Annotated in this window: 6 protein-coding genes; 4 read left to right on the top strand and 2 right to left on the bottom strand. The window is 48.4% G+C overall.

Features of this window, described 5'->3' with window-relative positions; translation table 11 throughout:
• Positions 1 to 9 precede the first annotated feature (9 nt).
• The 4 genes from C0617_RS03690 to C0617_RS03675 are packed head-to-tail and all read left to right on the top strand — an operon-like array spanning position 10 to position 8,142.
• Positions 10 to 1,488 (top strand): N-6 DNA methylase, encoded by a 1,479-nt coding sequence (locus tag C0617_RS03690; protein ID WP_291315669.1) that lies wholly within the window; start codon positions 10 to 12, stop codon positions 1,486 to 1,488.
• A gap of 11 nt (positions 1,489 to 1,499) precedes the next feature.
• Positions 1,500 to 2,669, top strand: coding sequence for a restriction endonuclease subunit S (locus tag C0617_RS03685; protein WP_291315668.1), 1,170 nt, complete (start codon positions 1,500 to 1,502; stop codon positions 2,667 to 2,669).
• 3 nt (positions 2,670 to 2,672) lie between these two features.
• On the top strand, positions 2,673 to 6,548 hold the full coding sequence (locus tag C0617_RS03680; RefSeq protein ID WP_291315667.1) for an N-6 DNA methylase: 3,876 nt from the start codon (positions 2,673 to 2,675) through the stop codon (positions 6,546 to 6,548).
• The gene (locus C0617_RS03675) at positions 6,541 to 8,142 is read left to right on the top strand and encodes a hypothetical protein (protein WP_291315666.1); all 1,602 of its coding nucleotides are present in this window, start codon (positions 6,541 to 6,543) and stop codon (positions 8,140 to 8,142) included. Before C0617_RS03680 ends, C0617_RS03675 begins: the two co-directional genes overlap by 8 nt.
• Before the next feature lie 536 nt (positions 8,143 to 8,678).
• Here C0617_RS03675 and C0617_RS03670 read toward each other — a convergent pair.
• Positions 8,679 to 11,777, bottom strand: a complete 3,099-nt coding sequence (locus tag C0617_RS03670; protein ID WP_291315665.1) for a hypothetical protein — start codon at positions 11,775 to 11,777, stop codon at positions 8,679 to 8,681.
• On the bottom strand, positions 11,774 to 15,385 hold the full coding sequence (locus tag C0617_RS03665; protein ID WP_291315664.1) for a helicase-related protein: 3,612 nt from the start codon (positions 15,383 to 15,385) through the stop codon (positions 11,774 to 11,776). Before C0617_RS03665 ends, C0617_RS03670 begins: the two co-directional genes overlap by 4 nt.
• Positions 15,386 to 15,481: the final 96 nt, after the last annotated feature.

Here is a 15,481-nt window from a genome sequence, read left to right as displayed (position 1 = left end):
AGAACCCAAATGAACAAAATAATCGATAACCGTCGTCAAGAAGTTCAACAAATCGTCAAAAACGCCTGCGACGAACTTAACGTTGCCGGAGTTGACGCCCGCAATTATGTCGAGCAGCTCGCCTGGCTTTTCTTTCTCAAAGCTTTCGATGAGGCCGAGTCACGCCGCGAAGAAGAAGCGGCCTTCGATGATGGCTGCTACGAGAGGCGTCTTAGTGGCGAATTTGCTTGGCCGGAATGGACCAAGCGTAACCCGGATGACATGCTGGAGTTCGTTCAGGGTAAGCTCTGGACCAAGCTGACTAGCCCCGACCCCAAAAAAGGATTGGGGGATGACCTGCTGGCCCAGCGGTTCCGGCGCATTTTTGACAATGTCCGTAACTACTGTCGTCAGGGGGTCACCTTTGCCCGCGTTGTAGGGCAGGTCAACAAGCTCCACTTCGCCGACGATACCGACGTTCACGTTTTGTCGGAAATCTATGAAGATCTCCTCAAGCGCGTTGCCGCGGACTCGGCCGGTTATGCAGGTGAATTCTACACTCAGCGTCACGTCATCCGTGCCATGGTCCATGTGACTCAGCCTAAAGCTGGAGAGCGGGTTTATGATCCCGGATTTGGCACCGCAGGCTTTTTGGGCGAAGCGGCCGATTATATTCGCGCTCACGGCAATCTGTCCGGCAAGCAGCTCGATGAATTACAGAAGCAGACCTTCTACGGCATCGAATTGAAACCCCTGACATACCTGCTCGGTACTATGAACATGATTCTCCACGGAATCGAAGGTGCTAACCTGGAACTTGGCGACACCCTTGAACTCCACAGCCAGAACGTGAGCGAAAAGGACAAGTACGACGTTATCCTGTCCAATCCTCCCTATGGTGGCAAGATGGCTCAGTCGCTGCAAACCAACTTCCGAGTGAAGTCGAGCGCCACCGAGTGCTTGTTTGTTCAGCACATTATGGCCAATCTCGCTAAAAGCGGGCGTGCTGCGGTGGTGATTCCAGAAGGTGTGCTGTTCCGAGGCGGCCCCGACCAGAAGGTGCGGCAGGAACTGCTCGAACGTTTCAACGTCCATACCGTTCTGTCGCTTCCGGCGGGCTGTTTTTTACCCTATACGGGCGTTAAAACCAATATCATTTTCTTTGATCGCCCTAAAACCGATCCTAGTGGGGAGATGGCAACAAAGAATGTCTGGTTTTACGAACTGACTAACGATGGTTTTGAGTTAAAGCAAACCAGAAAACCGATTGAAGGCAATCAGTTTCCGGATTTCTTGGACAAGTGGGGTGAGTATATCGAGGGCGAAAATTCTTGGATTGTTTCAATCGAAGATATTGCCGAGCGGGGCTACGATCTTACAGCAAAAAATCCAAATCGCAAGGACGACTATGAGCACCGTCCCGCTTTGGAGCTGGTGCAGTCAATTAAGGCGAAAGAGGAACGGATTATGGATTTGCTCGGCGAACTCGAAGCGATTCTTGAGGACTGAAAATGTTCACTATGAGTAATGAGGTTTCTAGCTTTGAACTTAAACCACTCGGCGAATGCGTCGAGGTTCTAGATCGATTGCGTCGTCCAATCAATAACGATGAACGCCGTAATCGACAGGGAGATATACCGTATTACGGAGCAAACGGCCAGGTTGGAACAATCGACGAGTGGATATTTAATGAAGACCTTGTCCTGGTTGCCGAGGATGGCGGCTTTTTCAACGATCCAGTTCGTCCGATTTCATACCGCATTTCTGGAAAGTCATGGGTGAATAACCATGCACATGTTTTGCGACCCTTGAGCAATATGAACGTTGATTGGCTGAATTATTCAGTTGCTTTTCAAGATATTCGCCACATGATTAAAGGTTCAACGCTAAAAAAGCTGAATCAAAAAGAGTTGAAAAAGATTTTAGTGCCATGCCCGCCAATAGATGATCAAGTTCGTATTGTTGCCCGCATCAAGGGGGTGATGGAGCGGGTGGACGAAGTTCAAGGGCTTTATAAGGACTTGACTGCTGAAAGTAAAGTGCTGCCAGTGGCCAGTAAATATGATCTATGGAATGAATGCTCATCCGCATTTGCCATGACTCCACTCGGAGAAGCCGTAAGGTCGGCAAAGAATGGACTGTATAAACCCAAAAAGTTCCATGGTTCAGGCACTTTGCTTTTGCGGATGTTTAACATCCGGGATGGTGAAATGGACATTTCTCGATCCGAAAGGCTAGAGACAACTGAAAAGGAAACGTCCGATTTTGCCGTTCTAAATGGGGACATAATCGTCTCTAGAGTCAATAGCCGGGAGCTAGTAGGAAAGTCGGCACTCGTTCATGACTTAACCGAGCCTGCCGTTAATGAAGCAATGATTATTCGTCTGCGTATTGATAGCAAGAAGGCTGATGGTCGATTTCTCTCATGGCTCATGAATAGTCCGCAATTCCTTCATGACCTAAGGGGGCGGGCCAAGCATGCGATTGGGCAGTCGAGTATAAACCAGTCGGATTTGCTATCAACCTTACTTCCACTGCCATGCCTCGAAGTCCAACAGGAGATGATAAATATCAAGGAGCAATTTCTCCCCTTGGCCATTCAACTCCAAGATGAGATAGTAAAACAAGGACCGGCTATGGCGGGCCTTCAAGAAGCAATCCTCCGCAAAGCCTTCGCCGGAGAGCTGTAGCCCATGCCTCACGTATCGTCACAATCTCAGTTCTGGAAAGTCCTCGGCAACTTCAGGGCAAATTCTGAGTTTGGGTCGCATGAAATCGCCCCAAGGCTAGCAGCCCTGATATATTTGCGTTGGGCCGACTTTCAGGAAGCCGAGAAAGAAGCCATCGCGGCTTTTGATGACACCGATTATGAACCAGTTCTTCCCGCTGCAATGCATTGGCGAACCTGGCATTCCTATCCTCCTGAAAAGCTTCACGACCTTTTGTCCCATCAGCTACCCGCTAAGCTGGAAGCATTGGGAAATGTTCGGCATAAGCCCCTGGCCACTCATCTGCATCGTATGGCCGGTTCCGTTGCGCTATTTGGTTCGTTTAACCCGCGTTTCTTGGGACGTCTGGTTGACTGGCTAGCTGACCACCCCTTTGAAACTCCCGCAGATCGTTTAAAGCTCCTCAGCCTTTTCGATGAGTTTTTAAGTCAATCAATCAAGGGAACACAGGGTGGCGTTCGTGAAAGTCTGGACCCTAAATGGATCAGCCAATTGGTTGCGCTGCTGGGAGCACCTTCCTCAGGTGAGCGAATTTACGACCCATGTTTCGGCTCGGCGGGCTATCTGACAGCGGCCTGCGAACAAGTCACTGCCAAAAACGAACAAGGCTTTAGCCGCAGTGCTAGCCCACCGCTTTCCATAAGTGGCGTCGAGCTGAATGCCGATGCATTTATTATCGGCCTGACCCGACTCGCTCTCGCTGGAATCGACGATCCAAAGCTTGAACTTGGCAATAGCTTGGAACGGACCGCCTCCAATAATCCCAACAAGGAGGGGTTCGACTTGGTGCTGGCAAATCCCCCTTGGGGTATGCGTGTCAACGCCAACGGACTCGATCATTTTCCGGTAAAAACAAACGATGCCACTGGCTTGTTTATCCAACACTCCCTGTCGCAACTACGCCCAGATGGTCGGGCGGTTATTGTCGTTCCTCAGGGATTTCTCTTTCGAGGAGGGCAAGAGCAGAAACTGCGTCGTATTTTGCTTGAACAACACGCCGTTGAAGCTGTAATCCAATTGCCCGCAAATGCTTTTGCTCCATACACATCGGTCCGATCAAGCATTCTACTTTTACGCCGTAGTGGTCCGACAAAAAGCGTACGGATGGTCGATGCCGCGTCCTTTTTTGACGAAGGGCCGCGCAAAGAGCCAGCCATTCTTCGTAAAGATATGGCGAATGAGCTGGTAAGGCGAGTTCGTAGCCCACAACTTGCTAATAATTGTTGGGATGCCTCCATTGATGAGCTTGAAGAAGCAGAGTGGGATCTTTCGCCCCGTAACCGTGGCCAAAGTGGCCTTGAAAGTGTTCTAGAGTCCCTACGAGTTGAGACAAAGATAACCAAGCTGAGTGAATGCTGCCTGATAGTTTCTGGCCGCGCAATCAAGTCGTCAGAGCTGACTGATAATCCGCGAAGTGACATATCCCTTCCATACATCCGGATCAAGGACATTCACCGAGGACAGGCTGCAAAAGGGTCTTCATGGCTAAAAGCTGACTTTGCTCAAGAGATTGATCCGAAGTGGAAGCTTAAAGCCGGAGATGTTCTTGTCTCAAAGTCAGGGACTATCGGCAAAGTCGGTATGGTACGCAATGGTGCAGTAGGAGCTATTGCGGCAAGTGGTTTGTTCATTCTTCGTCCTGATCCAGGAAAGATCGATCCATACTACTTATCGGCATACCTGAACAGTGCCGAGTGTCGCGCTTGGCTTGAAAGCAAAACACGTGGGGCCGTCATCAATCACCTTTCAAAAAAGGTTGTCGATGAACTCCTTGTCCCTCTCCCCCCTCTGCAGATTCAGAAGCGCGTCGCTGAAAGTCACCTTGAGCACCAAACGGATGCACTGGCCTTCCTTTCCCAGCTATTGCTGGAAAAAGAAGGGGACCCAATCGTTAAGTGGATAGATGACGCACTCTTTTTTCTCAAGGAAGATTCCTCATCGAAACCCCATGACCTTATGCCTCTTCTGGTTGCTCTTGGTAGTGCCTTCAATAAAAAAAGCAATTTAGCTTCCCGGAACATTTCTGAACATCCCCTCTCTGTCTGGGTCCAATCTTTGGACAAAGTTTCTCAAATATTGAATGGCACAAATGGAGTTCCTCTCGGGCCTACATATTTTTCATTGCTTCAACAAACGTATGTGGCTCTCAAAGAGTCTTTAAATGATATCAAGGGGCACATGCCCGCGGACAACCGCGCACGGGAATTGTCTAAGTTTTTTGATGGTCGAATCCAGGCTGCGATTGCCTGGCTGGTTGAAGATATCAACGTGACCGTAAGTTGCGATACCTTAGCACTCTTCCGTGGAGACCATGAATCGATTGAAATTGTAATTGCAAACGAAAGTCCTCTTCCCGTACGCAATTTTTCTTTCAAGACAACACCAGATTGGGGCAGTGAAGAAATTGGCTACCTGGCTGAGAGATCTGAAAAGACAGTTCAGATTAGCGGAAAAGTACCCAATGAATGCGAATCATTCTCACTGTTTTTCGAACTTCAATACGTGTCAATGGATGGTCGACAGCTAGAGGGCGTGGTTGAGTTACCGTTTGAGTTGGGGGCAAGGCACTATGTCGAAAGAGAAGCTGCTCCTGATATGGGGGCTAGTCCGTATGTCTGCGGGGCGCCGATTACACCCAAACGAAGTGATGTTTTTTTTGGACGTGATGAGCTACTGGAAAGCATTAGACGGCAGATCAGGTTGACGGGTAACGTCGTTCTTTTGGAGGGAAACCGTCGCGCAGGGAAAACCTCTATTCTTTCGCACCTTTCCGGCAAAAATGGTGTCGAAGGATGGCTCGGAGTATACAGTAGTTTGCAGGGGGCTGCGGGGAGTGAAGACGGTGTAGGAGTGCCGACCGTTGAAGTGTTCAGAAGCATCGCGAGATCAATCGCAAAAACTACTTATGAACTTGGCCTTGATACTCCTTTGCCAAACGGAGAAATGCTACCTGCCGACAAAAAACCTCTAGCGCTACCAAAAGCTTGCCGCGAGGGGATATCGGCGGAGCCATTTGTCGAATTTGAATCCTACCTCAATGTCATACTTGATTTGTTGGAGGAACAGAATCTGGGCTTATTATTGATGCTCGATGAGTTCGATAAGCTCCAGGAAGGAATCGAAAATGGAGTCACTTCTTCGCAAGTGCCAGAAAATTTTCGTTATTTAGTTCAGACATATCCTCGCTTTTCGGCGATTCTCACGGGCTCGCGGCGCCTAAAACGATTACGGGAAGAATACTGGTCAGCCCTATATGGTCTCGGAACTCGGATTGGCGTCACCTCCCTTGATGCATCAGCGGCAGAGCGTCTGATTACGGAACCAGTCAAAGACCGACTGACTTATTCCCGAGAATCAATAAAACGGGCCATTTATCTCACTTCTGGCCAACCATTTTTGCTGCAATGCTTGTGCAATCGTATTTTCGAAATGTCCGCACAGCTCAAAACGCGTTCAATTACTCTGAACATTGTAAATCGTTCAGGCTTGTCGTTGGTCGAAGACAATGAGCATTTTGCCAGTCTATGGGACTACGCAGGATCAGACCGGCGACGCTTTCTTTTGGCCCTTTGTCATAAAGAAGCTGCAGGACCAGACCCGCTGCGTCTTGGGGTCATCCAAGAGCGGTTGCTGAATGCCGGTATTGAGGTGAGTGACGATGATATCATTTCCGATCTCGAATATTTACAAGAGTTGGAATTGATTGAGTGGGCTGGAGAATCCACTGGCAAGTATTACAGGCTCGCCATCCCGCTGATGGGCGTTTGGATTGATAAACAACGTGATATGGATGTGGTGTTGTCCAGGGCAAAGATCGAATCGGAGGGGTCGCATGATTGAAAATCAATTTCCCATTTGTACGCCAGAAATTCCCCCCATGTTGGGGCGCGACCAAGTTATGCATCGCCTGGTCGCTGAACTTACGAAGGTTAGCCCGAGCCATCTCTCGGTAGTTGGGGCCAGGTTCTCGGGCAAGAGCGTAATTTTAAAAGAATTAGCCAAAAGAATGCGTGCAGATGGGACACCGTACTGTGCTGTCATTGAATGGGACCTTGGTCACAAGACTCCAAAATCCGAACAGGAATTTATCAGTTCGTTATGCAGCCGCGTAGGGGAAGGGCTCAAGGATGCAGGTCAAGATGAATACGGAGACTATCTTCTTTCTGTGGAAGATGACCATTATGCGGAGCTAAGCAATGTCGTTGACTCTATAAATGGAGAAAACCTGAAGTTTCTTATGGTTTGGGACGGATTTGACAAGCCGCTGTCTGGAGGCAATCTAGGGAGAAACCTTTGGGACAACATGCGAGAGCTTTGTTTGAAGGACGCAGTCCGATTGGTTACAGCTACTCGTCGACAGTTGCATGATCTTATCCGAGATGAGAAATCGGTAACAAGTGATTTCTGGAACATTTTCAACGGCATCATCAGAGTCGCACCCTTTGATGACGCAGACATCGATTCAACCCTTCAGAGCCTTGGCTCCTACAGTTTTCAAAGTGGAGCAAAGACAGAGCTTAATAACTGGTCAGGAGGGAATCCACCTTTATTGTTGGCGCTACTTAATGGCATCTGCTCCCAAAAAACATCTGGGAAAATAGATAACAATGACATTAACAGGGCTGCTGAGTACGCATTGCCACAAGTCGAGCCAATCCTGAAGACACTTTGGGCGGATTGCTCCCCTGAGGCTCAAGATCTTTATGCTGCATTGGTAGAGAATGGGAACTTGGCTCTGGCTGATACTGGGAAGGAAGAGGATCAAGAACTTGCCGAGAAGGGCTTTGTTTCAGTAAAGGGGCAGAGGGTTACAGCTTCTTGCCGTTTGCTAGAAAGAAGCATTCATGGTGCAGGGCCAGACGCCGGCAGCATGGCACGCCTATTTGGTAGCTGGGACAGCTATCTGGCTAATATTCGAGCATTGTTGGAGCGCCGTCTGTCACACATCGCCAGATTTGATGAGCGTCTATTTCGTCTGGTCGCTCGTGCCATAGAGGACATCCCAGCGTATCCAGATGACTGCCTTAATAACTTGAACGGAATCAGAGAACGTGCACTAAATATTATTTGGCAGAGAGAATTTGGGTCCTCACTTGTTGTGCCACCTGAAGTAATTAGCTATTGGACCGAACCTGCTCGAAGCGGACTGCGGTTGATAAAGGATATGATGGACAGAAATTCCTGGGAAATCCCTGGAGACCTTGGGTTGCAGTTACGAATGCTTCAACTGCTCACGGGTAGCTATAATGGTTTTGCTCCTAAGGCTAAAAGAACAACAAAAGATACATATGTTCTGCTTAATGCAATTCATAGTTATCGAAATCGAAATCAACATGCTGATGGGCAGGATATAGATTTGGGGGTTGCTGTGGCGGCAATGATGACATGCATAGAGCTTCTTGCGTGTCTGGCTAGAGAACAGCCGCAGACCTAGTAATTATTTTAATCTTTTTGCACAGACATGTTCTTTGCGATCCAAAGGGAAGATGTCTCTTCGTTCGCGATACCTCGTCTACTGGCTTGAATTCGGTGGATTGAAGATATCCTCTAATGCAGAAACTACCTAGGTGCCCGAGCGCCGTTCAATCAGAATTGTCTTCCGGTTACCGAAGGAGTAGGTAGGTGTTGCTTCAGAGAAAAACGAAGGCCACCCCATCAGTTTGGGTGGCCTTTTGCATGTTTGAAATATGTCGTTGAAAAACGCTCGGCTTTTACGCCTATATCACGGGGGATGTGTTCTGCTCTCTCCGAGCAGAACACCAGAAGGCCCCAAAGGGGGGAACCGTCGAGCCCGCTAACTCAATTGGGTTAATTCTCCATTTCCGACTGAGGCAAAACGATACTTAATATCGCTATTAAGAGAGACAGTCGAATGCCCTTTTTTGTTTCTCCATATTGCTGAATGCCTCAAGCTCAAGGGTGTATAGTTAGGTGTGGCTGTTTGCGTTGAATTGGGGTTTGTCTCTCGTCTTAGACACCTATTTTAGAGTCTTCAGTGTCAGAATGGATAACGGTTTGCAGGTCGGCAATATGTGTTTTAGTGAAGTAAATGCTAGCATTTTTGTTAGCAAGGGTAATGTCTACATGATTGTTATTAGATTCAAAGAGGGAAGTTTTAATTGTTTCTATAGAACCATTAGCATGTTGGAACATAGCGGCATGGTTTGGACACAATGCTATATAGTTCTGTGGATATCTTTTTTTAAGTTCTGGTAGCAATTCCACCTTTTCAAAATAGTAACTGTCATCATGAAGCTTGAATGGCAATTCCTTTTTGCACACCTGGCAGATCGTCCGGTCGTTGTCATCGGTGTACTGCTGGCGAAGATACTGGTCAGCTTCTTTTTTTATCTCTCCTTGACCGATCGAAACGGTTCGTGTGCGTTGTTCCTTAGTGCGCTCCGGCGCACCCGCGGCCTGTTCCCCAAGTCGCTTAGCTCGGCGTTCAGGGTGTTGGGGTTCATGCTCAGGCAAGTCGGACACATTTCGACTATGATATTCCGCCTTGAAACTCTGTCGCTCCTCTTCGGAAAGACCGACAAACCATTTGGCATCTTCGATTGAATCGGGGTCATCAGTTCCAAGAACATCCTTCGCAACAGCTCGTTTTTTGATATGTTCTTCTGTTTGCTGGCGGATTTTTGCTCCAAAGCCTAATGCCTTGAGCCATTCATAGTCCTCATCGTAAGGAAACCCTTTCGGTAGCTTTTCACGATATGCATTTTCTGGAGTAACAAATTCTTCATTTCCTTGGGGTACCCAGCGCATTCGCCTTAATATCAAAACTAACGAAGATGGCTGTTCTCGAATGCGATACTGTTGGTTCGGTCTGAACTGTGCCTTCAGTATATTAGGGATAGCATTTACCATTGTTTTCCATAATAATCTTGATAAATTTTCTGAAGGATCTACCAGTAATTCCTCCAGATATTGAATCATCCAATCATTGTCAATGGCCGTGCTAGTCCATCTGACATAAGGTTGATAGTAGTCTTGACGAAGAACATCTTTAGATGTGTGCTTGTTGGTGGATTGTTGGAAAATAAGTAACTTATGCTGTACTCGGACTGCTTGAGCAAATCTTCCTATTCTTTCAATGTCGATTCCGGAGTCCTGATAGCTATTCGCCAATGCAGAGCGTAGCCCTTTTTCGCCTATTACCTTATAATAAGAGGAAAGGCCTGTGTTTTTAAAAGGTTTGTCTAAGTAGAGCTTTCTCGGCTGGCACCATTTGTGATTTTTTTGTCTGAAAATGTATTTATTTGTAAATAAGTCCGCCCTGTTAGGCTCTTTTTCAACGAGTTCAATGAATCTTTTCAGGTCAGTGAAATAGGTTTTTTCTTGAATAAAACAATTTTCTGTTGAATAGCGTTGGTCGAGTATTGACTCTATTTTTTCAACCTCTCCAATCTCTCGAACACCAATTGATTTGAGAAATTTTTTAGAGTTAGATTGCTGAGTTTTGCTTTTGCCTGAGGAATAGACTTCAGGGTCAACACAAGGAAAAATTTCATCAGGAACCATTCCATCCGTTACGAAATAACTCTTATATCCCACACCGTAGCTGCCATCGGTTAGACGAACTATTTTAACATCATTCAACCTGTCAAGAAAATCTTCACCTGCCTCTTGTTCCCTGTAAAGCATCGCATAAAAATGCTGGTGCCATTCCATAGGTTTTTTTCTAATCCAATCCATAAAATTTTCATCAACTTCGGCCCATTCCTCTCCGTATGCCCTATCCTCTAATAAGTCTACAAACTGCTCAATATTCCACTCGGTGATTGCTAGGGCCGATATAAAGCGGTCTTGAAAGCTGTTTTTTTGAGATGCAGTGATTGCCCACTGTGGTGGCACTGCGCCATAGTCAATCAGAAACTCAAGGTCCTGCTCTGACAATAGTGACTTGAGAGATAGCTTCGCTTGAACTAAGTGTTTGGCCTGAGAGTGGGTTTTAGAATAGGTTGGTGTTACCGGCTCGTTTATCATCTCCGTGATGATAGCCTCACGGATTGGTTGATACCGTTTAGGTAAAACGTCCTGCTGGTTAGGAAGAACCCCAAGGAAGTCTCCCGTCAGCATCTCCAAATCACGTATCGAGTGCAGCGAGGCTGCGGCAAGCGCAGCGAGTTGAAAAAATAACGGCTCGTTTGCGGGGGTCTCCTTGACACTGGCACGGCTGAGTTCTGGGACAAACGGGGCATGGAGATGAAAACGTAACCCTGAGACCTCTTTTTCTGCAGGAAAAAATACAGCGACTCGCCCGGGATTTGCTTGGACTATTTTTAGTTGCATGAAGAGAGGTTTCTTGGCCTCAAACTCAGTAATATTTGGCAAAAAATCGAGTTCAAAGGCAATGGTTACATTCTGTTTTTCCAAACCATCAACAGGGTTGCAGAAACGTAGGAAATGGGAAGCCCTCGTTTTTTTGCCATCGACCTGCTTCAGCACCTCAATATGGTTTAGTGAGTGTTCAATCCGCAATACCTCCCCAGCCGGCTTGCCTCTTACCTGCCAGCGGATTGATTCTAGATCCGAGAGGAACAAGAGGGCCGTCTCGGCCAATTCCTCAAGCCCTTCCTTGATCTCCTCATACGCATTTTGAGGCGCTTTTTTGGGATTGTTAAAAGGAAATTCGAAACACGTCTTATCGCCCACCCCCGAGTTCGTTTCCAGGGCAGCGGGCAGGACCAGTTCGGTTATTTCGAAAGAGAATGTGGGAGACCAGATTCGGGGGGTTTCCGAGTATGCAAAAACCGCCTTAAATCCGACACCGAATCTGCCGATTTTATCGTTATCGGCCGCTTTGGTCCCTTCCCCGATATCCGTAATCGCATATATGTCCGGGGGCTCAAATGGGCGGCCATTGTGCTCAAAGAAGAGACCATTTTCTTCCAAGCGAAAAGTGGTCTCTGTCGCCCCAGTATCTTCAGCATTTTGCAGAAGCTCGTAAATGAAATGAGCACTATCGGGGTAAAGGTCCTCAACAATTCTACGGATACCTTTGTGTTTCTTCAGGACTCTGGCTAAATCCACCCTTTCGCCTCGAATCTCATCAATGATGCTCATGACTGCCCCCCCCCCACAATTTCCAAAGTTCCGAACACCGCGGGTACTGCCAAAATGTCAGCTCGTTCGGCGGCCTGCTGAACCTGTTCCATGTGACGTGAAAAGTCAGCATTGGCGCGAGCAAGTTCCCCTTCTTTCATCAGCCGAATCTTGTCGTTTGTGGCTACCGCTAGCTGATCCCCTATGGCCTTGCATCGTGCTTGATGACTTACCGTCAGACTTTGTGCCCGCAGTTCCACGATTTGACGATTTTCTGCAATATGATTGCCGCGTGCTTCCGTCCACTTGAGGTGGTGTCGCATGTCTAGAGTATCGCGCTCGGAAATGCTCAGTGGGCTATGTTTTCTATTGTCTGAACCCATTTGGAGAAGCGTGAGCAGGGCATTTTCTATTTCTTGCCTTGCGGCTACAGCGATGAGTGTTTCGTCAGATTTAACGCCCTGCTTCTTCCAACGGTAGATGGCAAAATGATGCTCCCCTGGTGGAAGGTCGGTGTGTTGGACCGAAATTGCAACATCTACCGGGTCATCAAGCCTCAGGCAATGCGCGGCTTGCCTCACTAGGGGGTGAGCCACAGATAGGTGTATAGCTTTGGGGTTCTCTGCTGCTACCTCTTGGTCGAACGTTATCGAGATCGTCGGGTGGGCCCCCTTCAGCCACTTTTCCCATTCCCTGGCCATGGGCTCATTGGAGCGCTTCAGTTTTTTGTAGTCGGCAAGTAGTTTGTTGCGTGCTTGCTGGCTTATACGCAAAGTCTTCAGAGGTTTTTCTCCAAGCAAATGTTCGACCTCTTCTTCAAGCCGCTCCGCAAGATATGTGCGCACGCAGCCCTGTATGGCTTCTTGTGAAAGCCAGAAGGTTTCCGCGGCTTCAATTTCCTCTTGCCAAGTCTGTTTCGGTACATTTAAGCCAAAGAGTTCGGCCTGTTTGGTTTCAAGCTCTTGCTCTTCGCGCACCTGTCGGATTCCGTTGTCAGCAAGCTGCTTTAATCGCTGCTCACGCTCTTCTGTGGTCAAAACGAAACTATCTGCTATGTCATGTATTTTTTGAGTGATCTCCCCTAGGATTTCTTCGCTGCCACCGACAGCATGCTGAAATACACCAATTCGCCACAGGCAGCGCCCGTAGATGTCGGCATCGACTGTTCCGGGGGTGACGAAGTTGATAATGGCGACCGTCTCGCTCTGTTGCCCATATCGGTCAATACGGCCAATCCTTTGTTCAATTCGCATCGGGTTCCAAGGTAGGTCGTAGTTGACCAGGAAATCACAGAACTGAAAATCGAGACCCTCACAGCCGACTTCAGACGAAAGCAAGATGTCAATCGCCTCATCATGCTCTTTGGGCAATGCAAACCGGCGCCGCAGTTCAGCACGCTCGTCATCCGGCACGTTGCCGTGGATCAACCCATAGCGTAACCCTGTCTTTTCGGTGTGCACCGCAAGATAGGCCAGAGTATGTCGGAATGTGCTAAAGACCAGGGCTTTGTTGTTTTCCAGTTTGCTTTTGTCGACCAGTATCTCCATAAAGGCTTCGATCTTAGGGTCATACGGTTCCAGATGACGTGCCTTTTCCAGCAAATCTTCCACGTCAGAGCGAACCTCGCTGACAAAGCCTAAATCAATATCGGTATCGTTGTCGCTAGCCTCCATCGACTCAATCTGATCCAATTTGCCGACCAAAAGGTCTTGGAGCATCGGCGCCAACCCGTAAAGGCAGCTCGCAGCTTGTCGACGGATGGTAGTCATCATAAATTTCACATTCTTTTGGCCGTGGCAGAAGGTCAGAATGCGTGCGACTATGTCCAACAACTCATTGTGGAGTTCCTTTTGGTCCGAGGTGAAGTCAACAGTAACGGTTTCTGGCTTTCGGGTGGTGAACTCGCCGATGTCGCGGCGTCGCGTTCTGTTGATCAGCGGGCTGAAGGTGTAGAGAGACTCGATGGCGTGGGTGAGTTCAACCCGCTCTTTATCGCCAAGGTCGTCCTCCCCCAATTTGTCATAGACATTCTGAAAAGTGGGTGACTCACGCAGGAACAGTCTGCCCCATTCCGTCTGAGCGACATCATCCAGACAGCCGCGAGCATCATGCTGCCAACCATCTTGTCCTGTTCGGCAATGCTGAACCGCCTGATTGATCAGCCCGTTTGGCTCAGCCATCTGCCTGAAACTAGCATGGTCGATGATCAGGTCTGGGCGAAGGACATTCAGCAGGGTGAACAAATCCGAACTGCCAAGTTGAACCGGTGTCGCCGTGAGCAGCAGTACGGCCTGGGCATGGTCGCAGAAATACCGAACCCCTTGATGTAAAAAGGTGTCTGAGTTTCTGATGTGGTGCGCTTCGTCCACGATCACCAGATCGAACTTTGGGGGCGGTTCAAGGCTTAATAGCCCCTGGTCTCTTTTCTTTTTCCGGCCCTCTGGCCCAAAGACGAGCTTGGAGTCGAACAGGGAAAACGGGAGGATGGCTTTTGAATACTGATCCGGCCATTCCCCATCCAGATGTGTTTCGTTTAGGCAGTGGCGCAACAACGGACCGTCCAAGGCTGTGAAGTTTTCATCGAAGCGCTTCATTTCATTGGCCCACTTGCGCTCCGCCACCAGAGCCTTTGGGCAGATCACTAGCACAGAACTGAGTTCCATTCGGGCCCGCAACTCCTTGATAATCAGACCGGCCTCGATGGTCTTTCCCACCCCGACTTCATCTGCTATCAGCAGGCGAGGTCGATCAGACCGGATTAGCTTCATTACGGGCCTGTACTGATAGGGGACGAATTGAACGCGTCCCGAGCGGAGAGAAAAAAGATTTGTTGTGCTTGGTGAAAGAATTTGTAGGCTGGTCAAATGGGCCTGGAGTTGTTTGACGGTAAGGATCTTGTGTTCTTCAGAGGCCTCCACCGGGGTGAGCAACTGACTCTCATAATATGTGGTTTTAGAGTTGTTGTGAAAAACACTATAGCGGCATTCCCCGCCCCCTGGGATTATCTCAAGCACTGGCATCAGCTCGGAAGGGTTTGATCGTAATGCGACCAGGTCGCCCACCTTGAATAGGGAGGCCGGCTTTGCACTCATTTGCTCGGATGCGCTCACGGGTGTCATTTTCGATTCAGGAGCAATGGCAACAACTTGTTGAAGCGATGACGCAGATGGTTCTGGTGTCACCGAACAGATCGAATCTGCCATCGCAGCTACCGCTTCAGACTTGGTTGCTTCCACCGTGTCGATAGCAACCTGTCCAGCCCCCAACATTCCCATCAAACGTCCCAGGGTGTCGGCATCACGGTAAATCTCACTTGCCGGCATCGTTTCTGCCGAGAGATGGGCCCATTTGTTGCGCACGGTTTGCAACTCTTTCAACCACGTCCGCCCTTCTCGTGGCAAGTTAAGGGTGTTGGATAATTCAAACCAGTTCTGATCCATAATCCGCAGCAGTGCTGCGAAATCAAGTTCCTGTAGAGTCTTGAACCCGCGATTTTCAACCATTCGCTGCTGCTGGAAACTAAGGCGTCCAACAACATGTTTATTCCACCAGTCATCGGCCAATTCTGGTAATTGCACTGAAAGATATTGAGATAGTTCGACCGTGGCCATGTGAAGAAGGTTGTTCATAAATTTTAATCCCATTTTTCAATATGGTTTTTAAGAGTTTGAGCACTATGAAGGCGATTTATGGATTATTGAATTAACATATGGTCGTTGTGTTCG

The organism is Desulfuromonas sp., from assembly GCF_002868845.1.
Taxonomy (GTDB): Bacteria; Desulfobacterota; Desulfuromonadia; order Desulfuromonadales; family BM501; genus BM501.
This window is presented reverse-complemented; position numbering and strand designations above follow the sequence as displayed.

Bases quoted from the DNA above. Each gene is read 5' to 3' on its own strand.
- C0617_RS03665 (WP_291315664.1), bottom strand. From the start codon at position 15,385: ATGAACAACCTTCTTCACATGGCCACGGTCGAACTATCTCAATATCTT.
- C0617_RS03680 (WP_291315667.1), top strand. From the start codon at position 2,673: ATGCCTCACGTATCGTCACAATCTCAGTTCTGGAAAGTCCTCGGCAAC.
- C0617_RS03690 (WP_291315669.1), top strand. From the start codon at position 10: ATGAACAAAATAATCGATAACCGTCGTCAAGAAGTTCAACAAATCGTC.
- C0617_RS03675 (WP_291315666.1), top strand. From the start codon at position 6,541: ATGATTGAAAATCAATTTCCCATTTGTACGCCAGAAATTCCCCCCATG.
- C0617_RS03685 (WP_291315668.1), top strand. From the start codon at position 1,500: ATGAGTAATGAGGTTTCTAGCTTTGAACTTAAACCACTCGGCGAATGC.
- C0617_RS03670 (WP_291315665.1), bottom strand. From the start codon at position 11,777: ATGAGCATCATTGATGAGATTCGAGGCGAAAGGGTGGATTTAGCCAGA.